At 71.0% G+C, this 15097-nt stretch carries 10 protein-coding genes; 7 read left to right on the top strand and 3 right to left on the bottom strand.

Annotated elements, in window-relative coordinates:
* Nucleotides 1–644 precede the first annotated feature (644 nt).
* The 3 genes from O1G21_RS41280 (at nt 645) to O1G21_RS41270 (ending at nt 4242) form a co-directional block, all read left to right on the top strand.
* Entirely contained in the window at nt 645–1901 is a 1257-nt protein-coding gene (locus tag O1G21_RS41280) for a hypothetical protein (protein ID WP_270151927.1), read from the top strand.
* Between the two features lie 128 nt (nt 1902–2029).
* Nucleotides 2030–3409 carry a replicative DNA helicase gene (gene dnaB / locus O1G21_RS41275; RefSeq protein ID WP_270151926.1) on the top strand — a complete coding sequence of 460 codons (1380 nt, stop codon included), beginning with the start codon at nt 2030–2032 and terminating at the stop codon, nt 3407–3409.
* Between the two features lie 140 nt (nt 3410–3549).
* Nucleotides 3550–4242: a PDDEXK family nuclease gene (locus tag O1G21_RS41270; RefSeq protein WP_270151925.1), complete on the top strand. Its 693-nt coding sequence runs from the start codon at nt 3550–3552 to the stop codon at nt 4240–4242.
* Between the two features lie 159 nt (nt 4243–4401).
* Here the strand turns inward: O1G21_RS41270 and O1G21_RS41265 are convergent, their stop codons facing one another.
* Nucleotides 4402–4749 (bottom strand): hypothetical protein, encoded by a 348-nt coding sequence (locus O1G21_RS41265; RefSeq protein ID WP_270151924.1) that lies wholly within the window; start codon nt 4747–4749, stop codon nt 4402–4404.
* A gap of 784 nt (nt 4750–5533) precedes the next feature.
* Between O1G21_RS41265 and O1G21_RS41260 the strand changes: the two genes are divergently transcribed.
* The 3 genes from O1G21_RS41260 to O1G21_RS41250 all read left to right on the top strand — a co-directional run bounded on the left by O1G21_RS41260 (nt 5534) and on the right by O1G21_RS41250 (nt 7769).
* Nucleotides 5534–6130 (top strand): RNA polymerase sigma factor, encoded by a 597-nt coding sequence (locus O1G21_RS41260; protein WP_270151923.1) that lies wholly within the window; start codon nt 5534–5536, stop codon nt 6128–6130.
* Entirely contained in the window at nt 6127–6906 is a 780-nt protein-coding gene (locus tag O1G21_RS41255) for a hypothetical protein (RefSeq protein WP_270151921.1), read from the top strand. Before O1G21_RS41260 ends, O1G21_RS41255 begins: the two co-directional genes overlap by 4 nt.
* Before the next feature lie 491 nt (nt 6907–7397).
* Nucleotides 7398–7769, top strand: coding sequence for a hypothetical protein (locus O1G21_RS41250; RefSeq protein WP_270151920.1), 372 nt, complete (start codon nt 7398–7400; stop codon nt 7767–7769).
* 72 nt (nt 7770–7841) lie between these two features.
* On the opposite strand, the gene O1G21_RS41245 is transcribed toward O1G21_RS41250, so the two are convergent.
* A complete protein-coding gene (locus tag O1G21_RS41245) occupies nt 7842–9938 on the bottom strand; it encodes a UvrD-helicase domain-containing protein (RefSeq protein ID WP_270151918.1) in 2097 nt (698 codons plus the stop codon).
* A gap of 84 nt (nt 9939–10022) precedes the next feature.
* Nucleotides 10023–10202 (bottom strand): hypothetical protein, encoded by a 180-nt coding sequence (locus O1G21_RS41240; RefSeq protein WP_270151916.1) that lies wholly within the window; start codon nt 10200–10202, stop codon nt 10023–10025.
* Between the two features lie 128 nt (nt 10203–10330).
* Here O1G21_RS41240 and mobF point away from each other — a divergent pair, with 128 nt between their 5' ends.
* The gene (mobF, locus tag O1G21_RS41235) at nt 10331–14962 is read left to right on the top strand and encodes a MobF family relaxase (protein ID WP_270151915.1); all 4632 of its coding nucleotides are present in this window, start codon (nt 10331–10333) and stop codon (nt 14960–14962) included.
* Nucleotides 14963–15097 lie beyond the last annotated feature (135 nt).

Genomic DNA, 15097 nt, shown 5'->3' with positions numbered 1-15097 from the left:
CCACAGCTGTATGCCACTACTGTCTTCACGAAGCAGAGATCAGCAGGAATCGAGGAGACGTGACTGGGGTGGGGTGGCTGACGGTGGCTGAGCTGGTCGTCCGTTGGTCTGCGACGCCCGGAACTGTCTACCGATGGATCGCTGACAGCACCGGCCCGTGCGTTGTACGTACCAGCCTGACCGGCCGCGGTACCCGCGTCTCTGTCTCCACCGTCACCGAAAGGGAGCAGATCCTGATGGGCCCGTAAAACACCGAAGGCCGACCTGGGCGAACAGGTCGACCTTCGATTCGCTTGTCCGCTCCGGGCCTGGCAGCCCGAGAGCGGTGTGTAACTGGAAACCTGGTGGTTGGCGCCATCCCGGTCCGGAGCACACACAAGAGCGCAGTCCCCCGCGCCTCGTCGCCAAGGATGCCAGACCATCCCGGAGCTGGGCCACAGCACCCGGCCATCTGTTCATCCAAAAGCGATCACGTGTGCTCCGGCCGATGGCCTTACCACTGCCCCCGTCTACCCTCTGGGAGCCTCCGCAGTGGCGCAGCACGACCGGCGCACCGATCACGGTGTGCCCGACATCACCTCCGGCGAGCCGACCAAGGCCGCCATCTTCGTCCCGCACCACCAAGCCGCGCTGGCGGTGGTCCGGTGAGCACCACCCCAATCGTTCCCGGCCAGCGCGAGGACGACGTGCCCGACGGCGCGTTCCGGGTCGCCCAGGCCGCCCCGGTGCCCGCAGTCACCGTGTTCCGCTACATGGTGTTCGGCTCCGGCCTGACGGAACCGCACGACATGACGGGCCTGTTGCACCTGCTGTTCCTCACCGCCAAGGGCGACTTCACCATGGCGGACCTGCTCGCTTCTCTCCGCTCGGAGGGAATCTCCAGCGCGAACGGCAAGGGCCTGATCGGCGACCATGCCGTCAAGGACATGGTCCGGCGGTTCATCCAGGCCGGCTTCGTCCGCAAGCTGCCGCGCACCCGCAAGCCCGGCAAGAAGGGCTTCGGGCCCCAGGAGTACGAGGTGTACCTCGAGCCCGCGTACAACCCTGACTGGCAGGGTTCGGTGGTCGACGTCACCGTAGCCGCCGAAGTCACAAAACCGCAGGTCGTAGTACCGGGCCTGACAAGCCCCGTACAGAGCGATCTACTCGCAAGTAACGGTAAAACCGCAGGTCGTAGTACGGGGCCTGACAAGCCCCGTACGTCACGTACGGGTCCTGACAAGCCCCGTACGTCAGAGGACAAAACCGCAGGTCGTAGTACCGGGCCTGACAAGCCCCGTACGAGCGTCTCCCCCCCACACCCCCCGGAGGGTGGATACACCCTCCCCCCTACCCCCACTGGCACCACCGGGGTCGGTTCGGGGGAGGAGGGGGAGGATCGCTACGCGACCAAGCTGGTCACCTCCCCGCTCGTGGCTGCCGCCGCCGACTTCCTGCAGGACCTGCCGCGCCCCTGGACGGTCGGCCGCGACTCTGCGCACAAGCTCGCTCCTCTGCTGGCCGATGTCGTAGTCGCGCAGGGGTGGGAACTCGACGAGGAACTGGTCGCGGAGCTCACCGCCAACCCCGGGGGCATCCAGCGGTACGCATCGGTCCTGCCGAAGCGGATCAAAGACCTGCCACGTCGTCAGCCGCGGTTCGCCACCCAGCACCAGGCGACCGTCTCGCAGCTGCCGATCCGTACAACCGACGGGCCCCTGAGCCCGTGCCGGCTGCACCCGGACACGGACGCGGCCCGCTGCGCTCCCTGCAACGAGCGAGAGGCCGAACGCGACGCCCAGCGCCGGGCACGGGCGGCCACACAGCGCCAGGCCTCGCAGCCTCAGGCTGCCGGCGGTGATGTCCTGTCGATCATCGAGCGTGCACGGCGGAACGCCGCCAGTGGCCCCGCGAACTCCTGAAAGCACGAAGGCGGCCGGGGAAGAGAGCCCCGGCCGCCAGACGAATCCACAACCGCTAGGAAGAAGATCCGATGACGAGCGTACCCGCACAGGTCCGAGCCGACGACGAACCCATCGACTGGTCCGACATGAACAGCGGAGGCCCCTCCCCGACCAACCGGGCCACCGGCGACAGGACTGCCGATTTCGAGAAGGTCCCCCCACAGGACCTCGCCGCCGAGCAGTCAGTCCTTGGCAGCATGCTGCTCTCGAAGGACGCCATCGCGGACGTCGTCGCGATGCTCAAGCCCGCCGACTACTACCGCCCCGCCCACGAGCTGATTCACTCGGTGATCCTCGACCTGTTCACGGCAGGCGAGCCGGCCGACCCCATCACGGTGGCTGATGAGCTCACCAAGCGCGGCGAACTCGTCCGAGCTGGCGGAGCCTCCTACCTGCACACCCTCGTCACCACGGTTCCCACCGCCGCCAACGCCGAGTACTACGCCCAGATCGTCCACGAGCGTGCCGTGCTCCGTCGCCTGGTCGGAGCGGGCACCGCCATCGCCAGCATGGGCTACGCCGCCGAGGGCGAGGTCGACGAGGTCGTTGCCGCAGCGCAGGCCGAGCTTGCCAAGGTGGACGACGTCCGGGCCGAGGAGGAGATCCTCAAGGTCGAGGACACCATCGGCGCCACGTTCGCGCTGATGGAAAACATCGCCAGCCGGGACAAAGACGTCCACGGCGTGCCGACCGGATTCGCCGATCTTGACGCGCTGACCAATGGGCTCCAGCCCGGCCAGTTCGTGATCATTGCCGCGCGGCCGGCCATCGGGAAGTCCACCCTCGCGCTGGACATGGCCCGGCACGCTGCGATCCGCGCCGGCGTGCCGACCACGCTGTTCTCCCTGGAGATGACCCGCGACGAGCTCACCATGCGCATGCTTTCGGCCGAGGCCCGCGTCGGCCTGCACCTGATGCGCAACGGCCACCTGACCGACGCCGACTGGGACCGTCTCGCCGCCGTGACCCCCTCGATCAACGCGGCGCCGCTGTTCATCGACGACTCCCCGAACCTCTCCGCCGTGCAGATTCGGGCCAAGGCCCGGCGCCAGCAGCAGCGGCACGGCCTGGGCCTGGTCGTCATCGACTACCTGCAGCTGATGCAGAACGGTGGCCGCCGCGCCGAGAACCGGCAGCAAGAGGTCTCCGAAATCAGCCGCAACATGAAGCTGCTGGCGAAGGAGCTCAACGTTCCCGTGGTGGCGCTCTCTCAGCTCAACCGAGGACCGGAACAGCGAACGGACAAGACGCCGATGGCGTCCGACCTCCGCGAAAGCGGATCGCTCGAACAGGACGCCGACGTGGTGATCCTGCTCCACCGCGAGGACGCCTACGACAAGGAGTCCCCGCGCGCCGGAGAGGCCGACATGATCGTCGCCAAACATCGCAACGGCCCGACCGCCACAATCACCGTGGCTTTCCAAGGCCACTACTCGCGATTCGTTGACATGGCCAAAGACGTCTGACCTAGCCAGCTTCGAACAGCCCCGACGACCCCCGTTGCCCACCAACGCCACTACAGCTGATTGGCCAATAGGGCCACGCCCCGTCATCTGAGCTGAGAACCTACAAGCCGTGCAAGGCGCCCAAGTGCTTGGAGGGGGACATGACCACGATCCAGCCGATTGAAACCCGCTACGCCGGCCACCACTTCCGTTCACGCCTTGAGGCCCGGTGGGCCGTCTTCTTCGACGCCATCGGCATCACCTGGGAGTACGAGCCTCAGGGCTACACCGTTGGCCTGGACAGGCGGCCCTACCTGCCGGACTTCTGGCTGCCCGACCTGCATGCCTTCGTGGAGGTGAAGGGCGACGAAGAAAGGTTCGACGGTCGACTGCTGTCGGACCTTCTCAGGTATGGCGGTGACGCCGTATTCGTCCTCGCACTCGGACAGATCCCGCATGCTGAGCTCGGCAGGGCACCAGTGCATGCTGCGTTCATCCCGACCTCCGACTTCTACCAGCCGGCCTCTCCGTCGATCGAGACAGTCGAACGCGCCTTCGCCGCGATTCGCACGCTGGATGAGTCGGACCAGGCGGCGGTCAAGGAGCTGATCCACAACCCGCCGAGGATCGCCATCTGTTGTCAGCACTTCGTGTTCCAATGCGGAAAGGATGCCGACGGAAAGGCTGAGCCGCTGATCCTGCCGATCTTCGCGCCCAACGCCTTTACCTCGGTGAAGGACATCCTCAACCCCAACCCAGCCTGGTTCGTCCTCCAGGACCGCAAGGTCATCAAGGCCTATGAGGCAGCACGGTCCGCCCGCTTTGAGCACGGGGAATCTGGGCCAACGGTTTGACCGAGAGGCGCTCCGCCCACCCACAGCTTCGTGGGTGGGCGCGGCATCGCGCGGCAACGGCCCTGTGAGCGTCTGTGAGCCCTCCCCGCGGGCCATTCACCTCGGGAGGTCTCACAGGCGCCCACAGGGCCCTTCACGCCGCCCTGGTGATCCGTGCGGCTACTTGTACGACCAGACGATGTCCAGCAGGCCGTTCTCCGCCGAGTCGAACTCGTCTGCCACCACCGCGTAGGCGACGGTGCTGCCGCCTTCCAGGCGGTCGAGCTCCTTACCGCGCAGCAGCGCGGGGAGCTCCAGCGGCGCGCGCTTCGACCACTGGTCACTCGCGCCGCGGGCCACGGTCAACCATCCGCGCTGCGATGGGAGACCGGGGATGAACACCTCCAACTCCCAGGGGAACTCGGCGTTGTCGGAGCCGGACATCTGCAGACCCGTGATCCGATCCGCGCGGACCATCATCGAGTCGTCTCCGTCGCGGACGGCCAGCCACACCTGATTTGGCGTCATGGCGTGACCGTAGCCAGCGGAAAGGCTGTCTCCCAACGAGCTTCACCCGGACGGGCGCGCCCCGGCCCAAGTCAGATGTTCCGTCACCTTGTCCTCGGTGTGACGGGTGGTGGCGTTCCCGGTCGGGGTCACCGGGGCCTCGACTCCTGTGAACAGGAGGGTGGAGGCCGTTGAGCCGGGGCTGGCTCGCAACGGCCACATTAGGTTTATCCCCAACAGGCTCATTGGAGCTGTTGGACCCAACAGGGCTGGTGTGCGCGTGTGGGTGCCGCAAGGCGGCTTCGGGTCTTGGCGGTGGGGGTGGGTGCCCCACCCCAGCGCCCCCTGTAGCAAGACTGATGGCATGCCAAACACGTGATCCATGTCACGAAATGGTGCTTGCAAGGGTCTGCATGCGCTCAAATCTGCAGGTCAGCACGCTATGTGCATTTTCTATCACTTACGGTCATCAAATGACCGCCTGATCGGATCAACGAGGCCCCCTCTCGCAACGGTTCTCCCTTTGCGCCCCACAGGGCGTCGGCGCGCCGCCCGGTGCGCCGGACACCGGAAAGAGCAGAGAGGGGGGAGCAGCGTGCGGCAGCCTCTGAGGCCTTGTCGGATACCGGCGAGCGTCGGCGTCGTCAGGAAGATCCGGGAGAAGCGCGACGCGGCGGGCCGGTTTGGTCGCCTCGCTTCCCAGGTGTCGGGGGCCGTCCCCGGTGCCCGTCGCCGCCACGGCGACCTCTACCGGATCACCCTCGCCGGCTGCACGGCAGCGGGCGACCGTCGTACAGGAGGCACGGTGACGACGCCGTTCTCGGGCGATGACCAGGAGGTCCTGGAGCAGGACCCGATGCGTTCGCTCGCCCTCGACTTCACGGTCTTCTACGTGGAGGAGGAAGGCAGGTGGCTGCGCTACGCCCTCGGCAAGCTTCGGAACCGGGCTGATGCTGAGGACGCCGTGCAGGAGGCGGGGATCCGGTTGTACGAGAAGTGGGACCGCGCCCTGGGCGGTCCGGACGTCCGCGCCGTGCAGGCCTTCGCCTGGAAGCTGGTGCGGGACGCGGTGGCCGATACGTTCCGCCGCCGCGGCCGGGTGGATGCGAAGACGCTGAAGCTGATCCGGCACACCGGTCCGGAGGACACCGGCCATGAGCCGATGGATCAGCTGGTGGACCGCGACGCGCTGCGCTGGGCGTTGGAGGAGTTGGCGAAGGCGTACCCGGTGCAGGCCGAGGTGGTGCGGCTGCGCCAGCTCGCGGTGGACTACCCGACCATCGCCGCGGTGTGCGACATCGCTCCCAGCACGGCGCGGACGTACTACTCCCTGGGCACGCGTCACATGGAGTACCTGCTCGACCCCCGGAACGATCACCAAGGACGAGGGGACCTGACGTGAACATCCACAAGTTGCTGCGGGACGACGCCGAGGAACTGGGACGGGAGCTTGAAGGGCATGACCCGGTGGCGAGCGTACGACGCCTCGCCGCACGCATTGCAGAGGGGGAACGACCGGCCCCCGCCCGCACCGTCGGGCGGTCCGAGCGCACCCCGGCGGCCCCCCGGACGGCCACGGCACCGCCCGCCTCGGCCGCCCGCACCCCGCAGAAGCGCGAGCACCTGGACGTGGTGGCCGCCTCCGGTCGGGCCGATCTGCGCCGTGACCTGGAGCACCTGTGCGCGGCCGTAGTGAGCGAGGCACCCCCCGAGTCGATCGCCGACACGCTCGCCGGGCTCGACTGCGACGAGGCCGCCGCGCGCGTCGTCGGCTGCCTGATGTACTTGCTGGGCCAGTCGCCCTGGGCCGAGTTCTGGTGGGAGGTGGCGGCGGGCGCGGACGACGAGCTCGCCGCTCACCTCCTCGCGGTTCACTTCGCCGGGACCGGGCGTCGGGAGAAAGCCGGCATCTGGCAGCAGCGGGCGACCGAGGTTGCCGAAGATGCCTTGCCCGGGCAGGGCACGCTCTGCCCCGGCGACCCGGCCGAGGTGGCCAAAGTGCTCACCGTGCACGTCGAAGGGGGAGGCGAGCAGGCCCTGCTGGACATCGTCGAGCAGTGGCCGGCGACTCCGCCGACCGTCTATCAGCCGCGCCCGGCGATGGTGGGCGAACGCCGGATCGCGCGTGGCAGGTCGCCCCGTCGGCGCCAGCCCGCCGAGCGCGCGACCCGCAGGTGATGATGGGATCTCCACCCCGCGGCGGCGGCCGGTGCTGCGGCGTACACGCCGCGACCTGGCCACCGGCGCGGCACAGGCAGTGGGGGCAGCTCTGGCCGGAGCCGCCGTCGGCCAGCTCGCCGCCGCCGCAGCTGAACTGATCCACCTAGTAGGGGGTCGCTGAACAACCGAAGCCCCGGTCCGGCTCCAACGAGCCGGACCGGGGCTTCGGGTATTTGGGACGGCCCCCTCCGCGCATGCGCGTGAAGCGACGGCCGCCCGTGGCCAACTCACCATCACCGAACTGCGACGATGCGCCAACTCCGCTGCCGACTAGACCTATTACCCCTATTGGGTCCAATAGGGTCGGGCGGGCGACCGGACCACCTCAACGGACTGGATTCCGGCCCCGTGCGACCGGGCCGTCCTGCCAAAGGGATGGTTCGCGCAGCCAAGGGGTGCAGAGAGCCTGCGCCGGGCCCAGCCCGATCCACCGCGAGGAGACCCTCCCCGTGCACGACTTCAACCAGCTGCTCGCCGACCTGCAGCCGTACCTGCAGACGCTCGACTCCGTTCTGGTGATCCTGAACCGGATCACCGCCCTGACCTGCCGCCGCCCCGCCAGCATGACCGCCATGACCACCCCCGCGCCCAGGGCGCCCCTCTCGCTCGACCAGATCGACTGCTCCCGCGCCGAGCTCGCCGGCATCCTGTGGCAGCTCCTCGACCAGATCCCCACCGAGTCCCACGGCAAGGACGCAGGGTCGACCATGCTGCTCCTGATCGACCCCGACCACGGCGACCGCGGGAAGGTGACCATCCAGCCGGACCAGCTCGCCCCGCTCACCGCCATGCTCGCCGAACTGCTGCCCGACGCCCGGTAGCTGCAGCCACAGCGCGCCCCCGTTGGACCTGACAGGTCCAACGGGGGCGCGGCAGCGTGTGCGGCGAGCCGGTCAGCCGTCCAGGTCGAGGTCGGGCGACCAGGTCTCCATGGCCGCCAGGTTCCGCGCCGCGCGGCCCACTGCGGTGAGACTGCGGGGCACAGTTCGGCCGGCGGGCCCGCCGCCGTACTGGTCAACCCAGGCCAGACCCGAGCGGTCCAGGGCCTTGCGGGCACGGGTGACGGTGACGTAGGCGAGCATCATGTCGTCGCGGCGAGGCGGCGGGACCACCCCGGTCCGCTCGTCCGGCTTCGGCTCGTCGAAGTCGCCGCACACCGCGACGGTGTCCCACTCGCGGCCCTTGGCCTTGTGCGCGGTCGAGATCGTCACGTCCGCGCCGCGCTCGCCGACCAGCTGGCCGCAGGCCTTGAGGATGCCCTCGGCGCCGTGCGAGTCGATCAGCCGCACGAACGTACGCAGCTCCCCGGCGGACTTGTCCTGGGCCACGAACTGGCGGACCTGGTCCCAGGTGGTGAACGCGATCAGCTCGGGGTGGGAGCAGCCCTTGCCCTGCTGCAGGGTGATGGCAGCCTCGGCCAGGGCCCTGATGGCTCCGGCGCCGCCGGCCAGGGCCGGGCGCTTGTTCGCGGCGAGCGCGACCATAGCCTGGCGCATCGCCTCGGCGTTGGTGCGGCACAGCAGAGCCTCGGGCTTGTCCAGGCCGCCGTCGACCACCCGGGTGTCCGGCCCCGAGCCGGTCAGGCGCATCGTGCTGCCGAGCAGGGTGAGCCACTTGTTCGCCTCGGCGGCGACGGCCGGGCCGAAGCGCCACGACTCGGTCAGCCGCAGCCGCCGGCGGGCGGGCCACGTGACCAGGGCGTCCACGGCCCCGCGCCAGCCGTAGATCGCCTGGTTCGAATCGCCGACCGCGATCCGCTGCGCGTGCTCCTGCGCCTGCACCAGGTCGGCGATGACCGGGTTGGAGTCCTGTGCCTCGTCCAGCAGCACGTAGTCGGCCCGCAGCTTCGGGCTCGTGAGCGCCCACGCCTTGAGGTAGTGGTCGTGGGCGTAGTGCAGCCGCCCGCGCGGCGAGGTGACGTCCTCCCAGGCCGCCGTCGCGTACGGCAGCACCGCCTCGCGCAGCAGCTGCTCCTCCCGATCGGTCAGTCCCTTCGGCGGGCGGACATGGTGCGCGCCGACGACCCGGTCGTCGGAGTAGCAGAACTGCTGGAGGGCCTCCAGGGCGAGGCGGGCCTGCGTCTCCGGGGTCAGCAGGAGATCGGCGTTGACGCGCAGCGGCTCCAGGATGCGCAGGATCTCCGCCGAGCGGCTGGCCGGTACCCGCGGACCGTTGAGGCGGGCCTTCATGGCGTCGCTGGTGGCCCGGTAGGCGAGGGAGTACGCGGTGCGGCAGTCGATCGTCTTGGGAAACGACTTCTTGGCCTCGTCGGCGGTGACCTTGTTGAAGGCGATGTACAGGCCGCGCCGGGAGCCGAGGGCGGTGGCGACCATGCGCAGCGTCGACGTCTTGCCGGTGCCCGCGCCGGCCTCCACGACCAGGTCGCCGCCGCCGAGGCAGGCGTCGATGATGGCGTGCTGCTCATCGGTCGGGACCAGGCCGGCGACCGGCGGCCGGTCGGGTGCCGCGCGGCGCGGCTTCGGCGGCGCGACGGCCTTCGCCGCGGCGGTGGCCGGTTCCTCGATCGCGGCGACCAGGGCTGCGGGCAGCTCCTCCTGCCCAGGTGCGGCCGGCGCAGGGGCGGCCTTCGCGGCGCGGGGTTCGCGCAGCCGCTCGCGGGTGTCCTGGAGATCGAGCGGGCGCAGCTGGACGCCGAGGACGGCGTACATCCCGCGCAGCCCGTTGCGCACCGCGCGGGCGTGGCGGATGAACGCGGCGAGCTGCTCGTCGCCGAGCGGCATGAGGTGCAGCTGCTCGGCGGCGGCGAGAGGATCGACTTCGCGCAGCAGGGCCTGGGCCTGGCCGAGCAGCGCGGGGCCGGCGGTGGCTCTCTGGCGCTGGCGCAGCGCGGCCTGGCGGCAGGCGTGGCTGCAGTAGAGCGCCGCCCGTCCGGTCTTCTTGCGGGCGAGCGGCTTGCCGCACAGCCCGCCGTCACCGCCCCCGCGGGCGGGAGCGGTGCACAGTCCTGTGGTCCCCTCGGATTCCGTCACAAGAAGCAACTGTGACGAAACCCTGGCCATGGTCACAAGCCCCCGCCCGGCGATTCCCCCGGACGATTCCACCGTTCTGCGGAATCACCTCGACCCCAACAGCAAGCCCATCAGCGAAAACAGACCCAACATCAGGACAAAAACAGACACAGCGACCAAATCACCATCACAGAACAGCAGCACACCGACCAAGCAACTTGAACCACAACAACCATCAAGCAGATACTGACCACACAAAACGATCAAGCCACGCTCCACGAACATGTGCCTGGGTATCTCCGATACACGGACACAGGCCGCGCGAACACCACCGCGTCGGCGCAGGGTGAGGGCGAGGCGTTTCCAGGCCGCCACGGGGGCGTTCTGCGGGCACAGGGGAGGGGATTCGTCGCGTGGCTGTCACGGCGATCCGCTCCGAGGCGCAGATCGAATACCGCCTGATCGAAGGCGACGGCTGCGACCGCGAACACCAGAAAGCCCCCGGGCCCGGGGAGCGGCATCCCGACCACGGCGCGAGCGCGGCCGTCGAATACCGCCTGGACGGCAAGGCACGGCCCCTGGAGTGGATCGGCGCAGGCCTGGCCGAGGTCGGCCTGGTGGCCGGAGAGCGGGTCGATCCGCACGCCGCCCGAGCCCTGATGTCGGGCCAGCACCCGGCCACCCGCGAGCAGCTGACGAACCCGGTGTGGCGGGTCGCCGACGCCGGAAAGCTCAGCGCGGCGCCGCTGCTCGCCGCCCTTCGCGACGCCGCCGACCGGGCCGGAGCGGCGTCGCCCGCCGCCTTGATGCCGACCCGGGACCTGCGCGAGCGACTGGCCCGGCTCGAGCGGATGAACCTGCGTGACGGCGGCGAGCACCGCGCCCCGGTGACCGCTCTCGCACAGCTGGCCACCGCCGCCGGCATCGAGCTGGAGAGCGTCTACCGGCCCGCCGCGCTCGCCTCGGCGTGGCGGCACGCCGGCGACCGCGAGCGCGTGGACGTCGCCGGAGACGACATCGGCTTCACGCTCCCGAAGTCCGTCTCGACCGCGTGGGGACTCGCCCCGGCCGACGTGCGGGGCATCATCGAGGAGGAGTTCCTGGCCTCGGTGCGCAGCGCGGTGAGCGCGCTGGAGACGTGGTGCTCGTACGGCGTCAGCGGCCACCAGGGCGACGGAGAGATCGCCGAACGCGTCGCGTCCTCCGGGTTCCTCGGCTGGATCATGACCCACAAGAGCGCCCGCCCGGTCGCCGGGTCGGTGGGCGATCCGCACCTGCACGCGCACGTCGTCCTGGCCCGGATGGTGAGGTGCGAGGACGGAAAGTGGCGCTCCCCGGCGTCCGGCGGGCGCGACCTTCGCCGTCACTCCCACGCCGCGAACGAGCTCCAGAAGGCGCTGTTCCGCACCGCGCTGACCGAGCGCCTGGGCGTGGCGTGGGAGTACAACGAGGCGAACCGCGAGTGGGAGATCGCGGCCGTCCCCACCGAGCTGCGCGGCTCCTTCTCGCGCCGCAACCGGCAGATCCTCGAGGCCGGCGGGGCTGAGCTGAGCACCGCGCAGCGCCGCGTCCTGGCCGCCAAGCAGCGCGAGGCCAAGCAGGACATCGCCGAGGTAGACGTCCTCACGGCGTGGCACGCCAACGCCGTCCAGGTGCTCGCCGACCGACACGGACAGGGCGGCGAGGAACGCCTGCGGCAGGTGCTGGCCGCCGCGTTCCCGGGGGCAGCCGGACCTGGTGAAGGCCTCGATCTGCCCGACCTGGCCGGGCTCGCCTCGCAGGTCTTCGACCCCGAGACCGGCGTCACCAGCAAGCGCAAGGACCTCTCCAGGGCACAGGCCCTGGCCGAGGTCGCCCGCGCGCTGCCGCCCGGCCTGTACGGGCACCTGGAGCTGGAGACACTCACCGACCAGGTCCTCGCCGAGGCCGGGTACGCGGTCGCGCTGGCGGACCTGCACGCCTCCCACCACACCAACGCGGCCCGGTACACCACGGTGGACGTGCTGGCCGCCGAGCAGGTCATCACCACCGTTCCCGCGGAGCGGATCGCCGACCATGCCGCCATCGTCGACCCGGTCGAGGCGGTCCGCGAGACGGCCGTGTTCGAGGCCGCCAAGCAGCTGCAGCTGAGTGGTGAGCAGCGCGCCGCGGTGCTGCGGCTGCTGACCGCCGGGCACGGCGTCGACACCGTCCAGGGCCTCGCCGGGGCGGGCAAGACCACGATGCTCTCCGCCGCCCGGCACACCTGGGAGCAGGCCGGGCTGACCGTCGCCGGCGCCGCGATGATGGCGGTTGCCGCGCAGAACCTGCAGGCCGAATCCGGCATCACCTCCACCACCGTGGCGTCCTGGCTGCTACGCATCCAGGACGGCGAAGGCCTCGCGGGAATCGACGTCCTGGTCGTCGACGAGGCGGCGATGGCGGACGACCGAACCCTCGCCAAGCTGCTCGCCCACACCGCCGAGACCGGTACCAAGCTCGTGCTGGTCGGTGACGAGCAGCAGCTCCAGCCGATCGGCGTCGGCGGTGGTTTCGCCGAGATCCACCGCACCGTCCAGGGTCTGGCGCTGAAGGAGAACCGCCGCCAGCGTGCCGCCGTCGAGCGCGACGCGCTGACCGTGTGGCGCACCGGCGGGCGCTCCACCGCGCTCGCCCGGCTCGCCGACGCCGGCCACGTCCACGCCACCGAGATCGGCGAGCAGACCACCGCCGCGATGCTCACCGTCTGGAGCAGCGAGCGCCACCGCTGGTCCGATCCGCACGAGAACCTGCGCAACCTGCTGCTGCTCGCCGGACGCAACGCGGATGTCGACGCTCTCAACGCCGGGGCGCGCCAGATTCGCCGCGCCGCCGGCGAACTCGGCGCAGACCACGCCTTCGCCCTGGCCGACGGGCGCGTGCTCGACCTCGCGGTCGGCGACCTGGTCCGCACGAAGGTCAACGACCGCCGATCCCGGCGCACCGCAGGCAGCGAACCGGACATCCTCAACGGCTACCGCGGCGTGGTCCTGACCGTCGACCAGCGCGGCGCCCTGGTGCAGTGGCAGCGGGGGGCCGGACCCGACAAGCTCGTCACCGAGCAGGCGTGGCTGACCCGCGACCAGATCGCCGAGGGCGCCCTCACCCACGCCTACGCCATGACCGTCACCGCCGCCCAGGGCCTGACCGCGATGCGCGCGCTGGTCAACGGCACCGGCGCCGACGCCTTCACCCTGTACCCGGCGATCACCCGCGCCAAGGAACGCTCGGACCTGTGGCTGCCCCTGCAGAGCGTCGAGGACGAAGGCACCCGGGCCCGCCTCGGCGCCCCGGCCAGTCCCGGCCAGCTGCTGCTGCGCGCGGTCTCCGCTTACGGCAAGACGCTGGACGCGGACAGCGCCGAAGGCATGATCACCGGTCGCGTGGCCGAGCGAGGACCCGTTGGACCCAACACCCCCAACGGTGGTGACGGGCCCGGCCCCTCTGGCCCGGGCCGCCCGCGGCGCACCCCGCGCGGTCCCGAACCGCATGGTCCCGGCGGTGGCGGAGGCCTCGCCCTGCGCACCGCCGAACCCGCCGTGCTGCTCGTCACCGTGGAGCCGGCCGCACCGCTCTCGGGGCTGGAGAACGGCCCGGTCCTGGCGCAGCCGCAGGCCTCGCTCCGGCGGCCGGAGGCGGCCGCGGTGCTGGAGCCCTGGCGCACCCGCACCGCCGGGCCCGAGGCCGGGGAGCCGGCCGGGCGCCAGGACATCGACATCCTGGTCGAGGACGCCCGCGACCGGATCAGCGCCGACCGGCACCGGCCCGAGGAGCTCGCCGACGAGCGAGGCCGCCAGGCCCGGTCCCGGCGGACGACCGCGACCACCCGGACCCACCGCGCCACCGCCCGGGCTGCCGCCGACCAGGTCGAGCGCGACGAACAGCAGCCGCACCGCAGCGGGCACCTTGGCCGACTCGCCCGCGCGGCCGAGCAGCGCGCCGCCCGCCACCACGAGGCGGCACCCGCTGCCGACCGGATCCGCACCACCTGGCAGCAGGCGACGGCCACGGCGCTCGTCGAACGCCCGGCGCCGGCCGCGCCGACCATCGACCCGGCCGTCCTGGCGGCCGTCGCCGAGCAGGCCCGCGCCCTGGCGGCGCAGCAGGAAGCCTCGCGCAAGGCCGAGGCCGAGCAGCGGGTGGCCCGCCTGGCCGCCGACGCCGCGATCCCCTCCTGGCGCCAGCGCGAGTTCGGGCACGTCATCGACATCAAGCGCGCCCACGACAGCGCCCTGGAGAAGGCGGCCGCGGCGGACAAGCTCGCCGCCGCGGCCCAGCGCACCGTCGACGAGCTCGGCCCGGTCCTCGGCACCGACCGCGCCCCGGCCGCCGCGCGCGTCGCCGAACTGGTCGGCTACCTGCACCAGTCCCAGGAGCAGCTGCAGCTCGCCGATGAGCTCACCCGCCAGGCCGACGAGAACCACACGAGGGTCCTCGCCCTGTGGGAGGAGCAGCGCCGCGAATACCGCATCCAGGAACTGGTGCAGCAGAAGGCCGCGAAGCGGTTCACCAAGCTCACCTTCCGCGCGGCGGGCATGCACGAGGTGGCCGACGCCCTAGGGGAGCGGCTCACCGAGCGCCGCGCGCTGATCGACCAGCTTGACCGGCAGCGCAACGAGCTGCTCAACGCCGCCCGGGACGCCGAGCGCGAGGCCTGGAAGCTGCGCGGCCGGTCCCAGATCCAGCGCGACGAGGCCCCCGAGGACCACCTGGCCCGGATCACCCGCCACGCGCACCGCGCGGACACCAACGCCTACCAGCGCGCCCTCTCCGAGGCCGAGCGGCACCGCACCAGCGCCGCCGACCACCGCGCGCGCGCCGAAGGCCTGGTCGAGGAGGCCCGGCTGCGCAAGCAGATGTCGCCGGAACGCAACACGGCCGAGAACACCCGCCGCCGGGAACACCGCGCCCGGATCCAGGAGCAGCGCCGCCAGGAACAGCAGCGCCTGCAGGAGCAGTACCGCCAGCAACAGCACTACCGCGGGCCGGAACCGCCAAGCCACCGCGGGCCAAGCCGCGGCCGCTGACGGCCGGCGGAAGAACAGCTGGCTGATCCCTGTGGTACCGGGCCGCTTGCCGCGCCCGGACCCAGGCCCGGCCCGGCATCATCCGGCGCGGACAGGACGCTCCCCGGCTGGCCGCCGTACGCGCCGGACAACGCC

This window comes from Kitasatospora cathayae, assembly GCF_027627435.1.
Lineage (GTDB): Bacteria > Actinomycetota > Actinomycetes > Streptomycetales > Streptomycetaceae > Kitasatospora > Kitasatospora cathayae.
The sequence above is the reverse complement of the archived record's forward strand: the minus strand, read 5'-3'. Positions and strand labels throughout refer to the sequence as shown.

Excerpts from the sequence above, each read along its gene's own strand:
- dnaB (WP_270151926.1), top strand. The coding sequence starts at position 2,030 with ATGAACAGCGGAGGCCCCTCCCCGACCAACCGGGCCACCGGCGACAGG.
- O1G21_RS41270 (WP_270151925.1), top strand. The coding sequence starts at position 3,550 with ATGACCACGATCCAGCCGATTGAAACCCGCTACGCCGGCCACCACTTC.
- O1G21_RS41265 (WP_270151924.1), bottom strand. The coding sequence starts at position 4,749 with ATGACGCCAAATCAGGTGTGGCTGGCCGTCCGCGACGGAGACGACTCG.
- O1G21_RS41240 (WP_270151916.1), bottom strand. The coding sequence starts at position 10,202 with ATGTTCGTGGAGCGTGGCTTGATCGTTTTGTGTGGTCAGTATCTGCTT.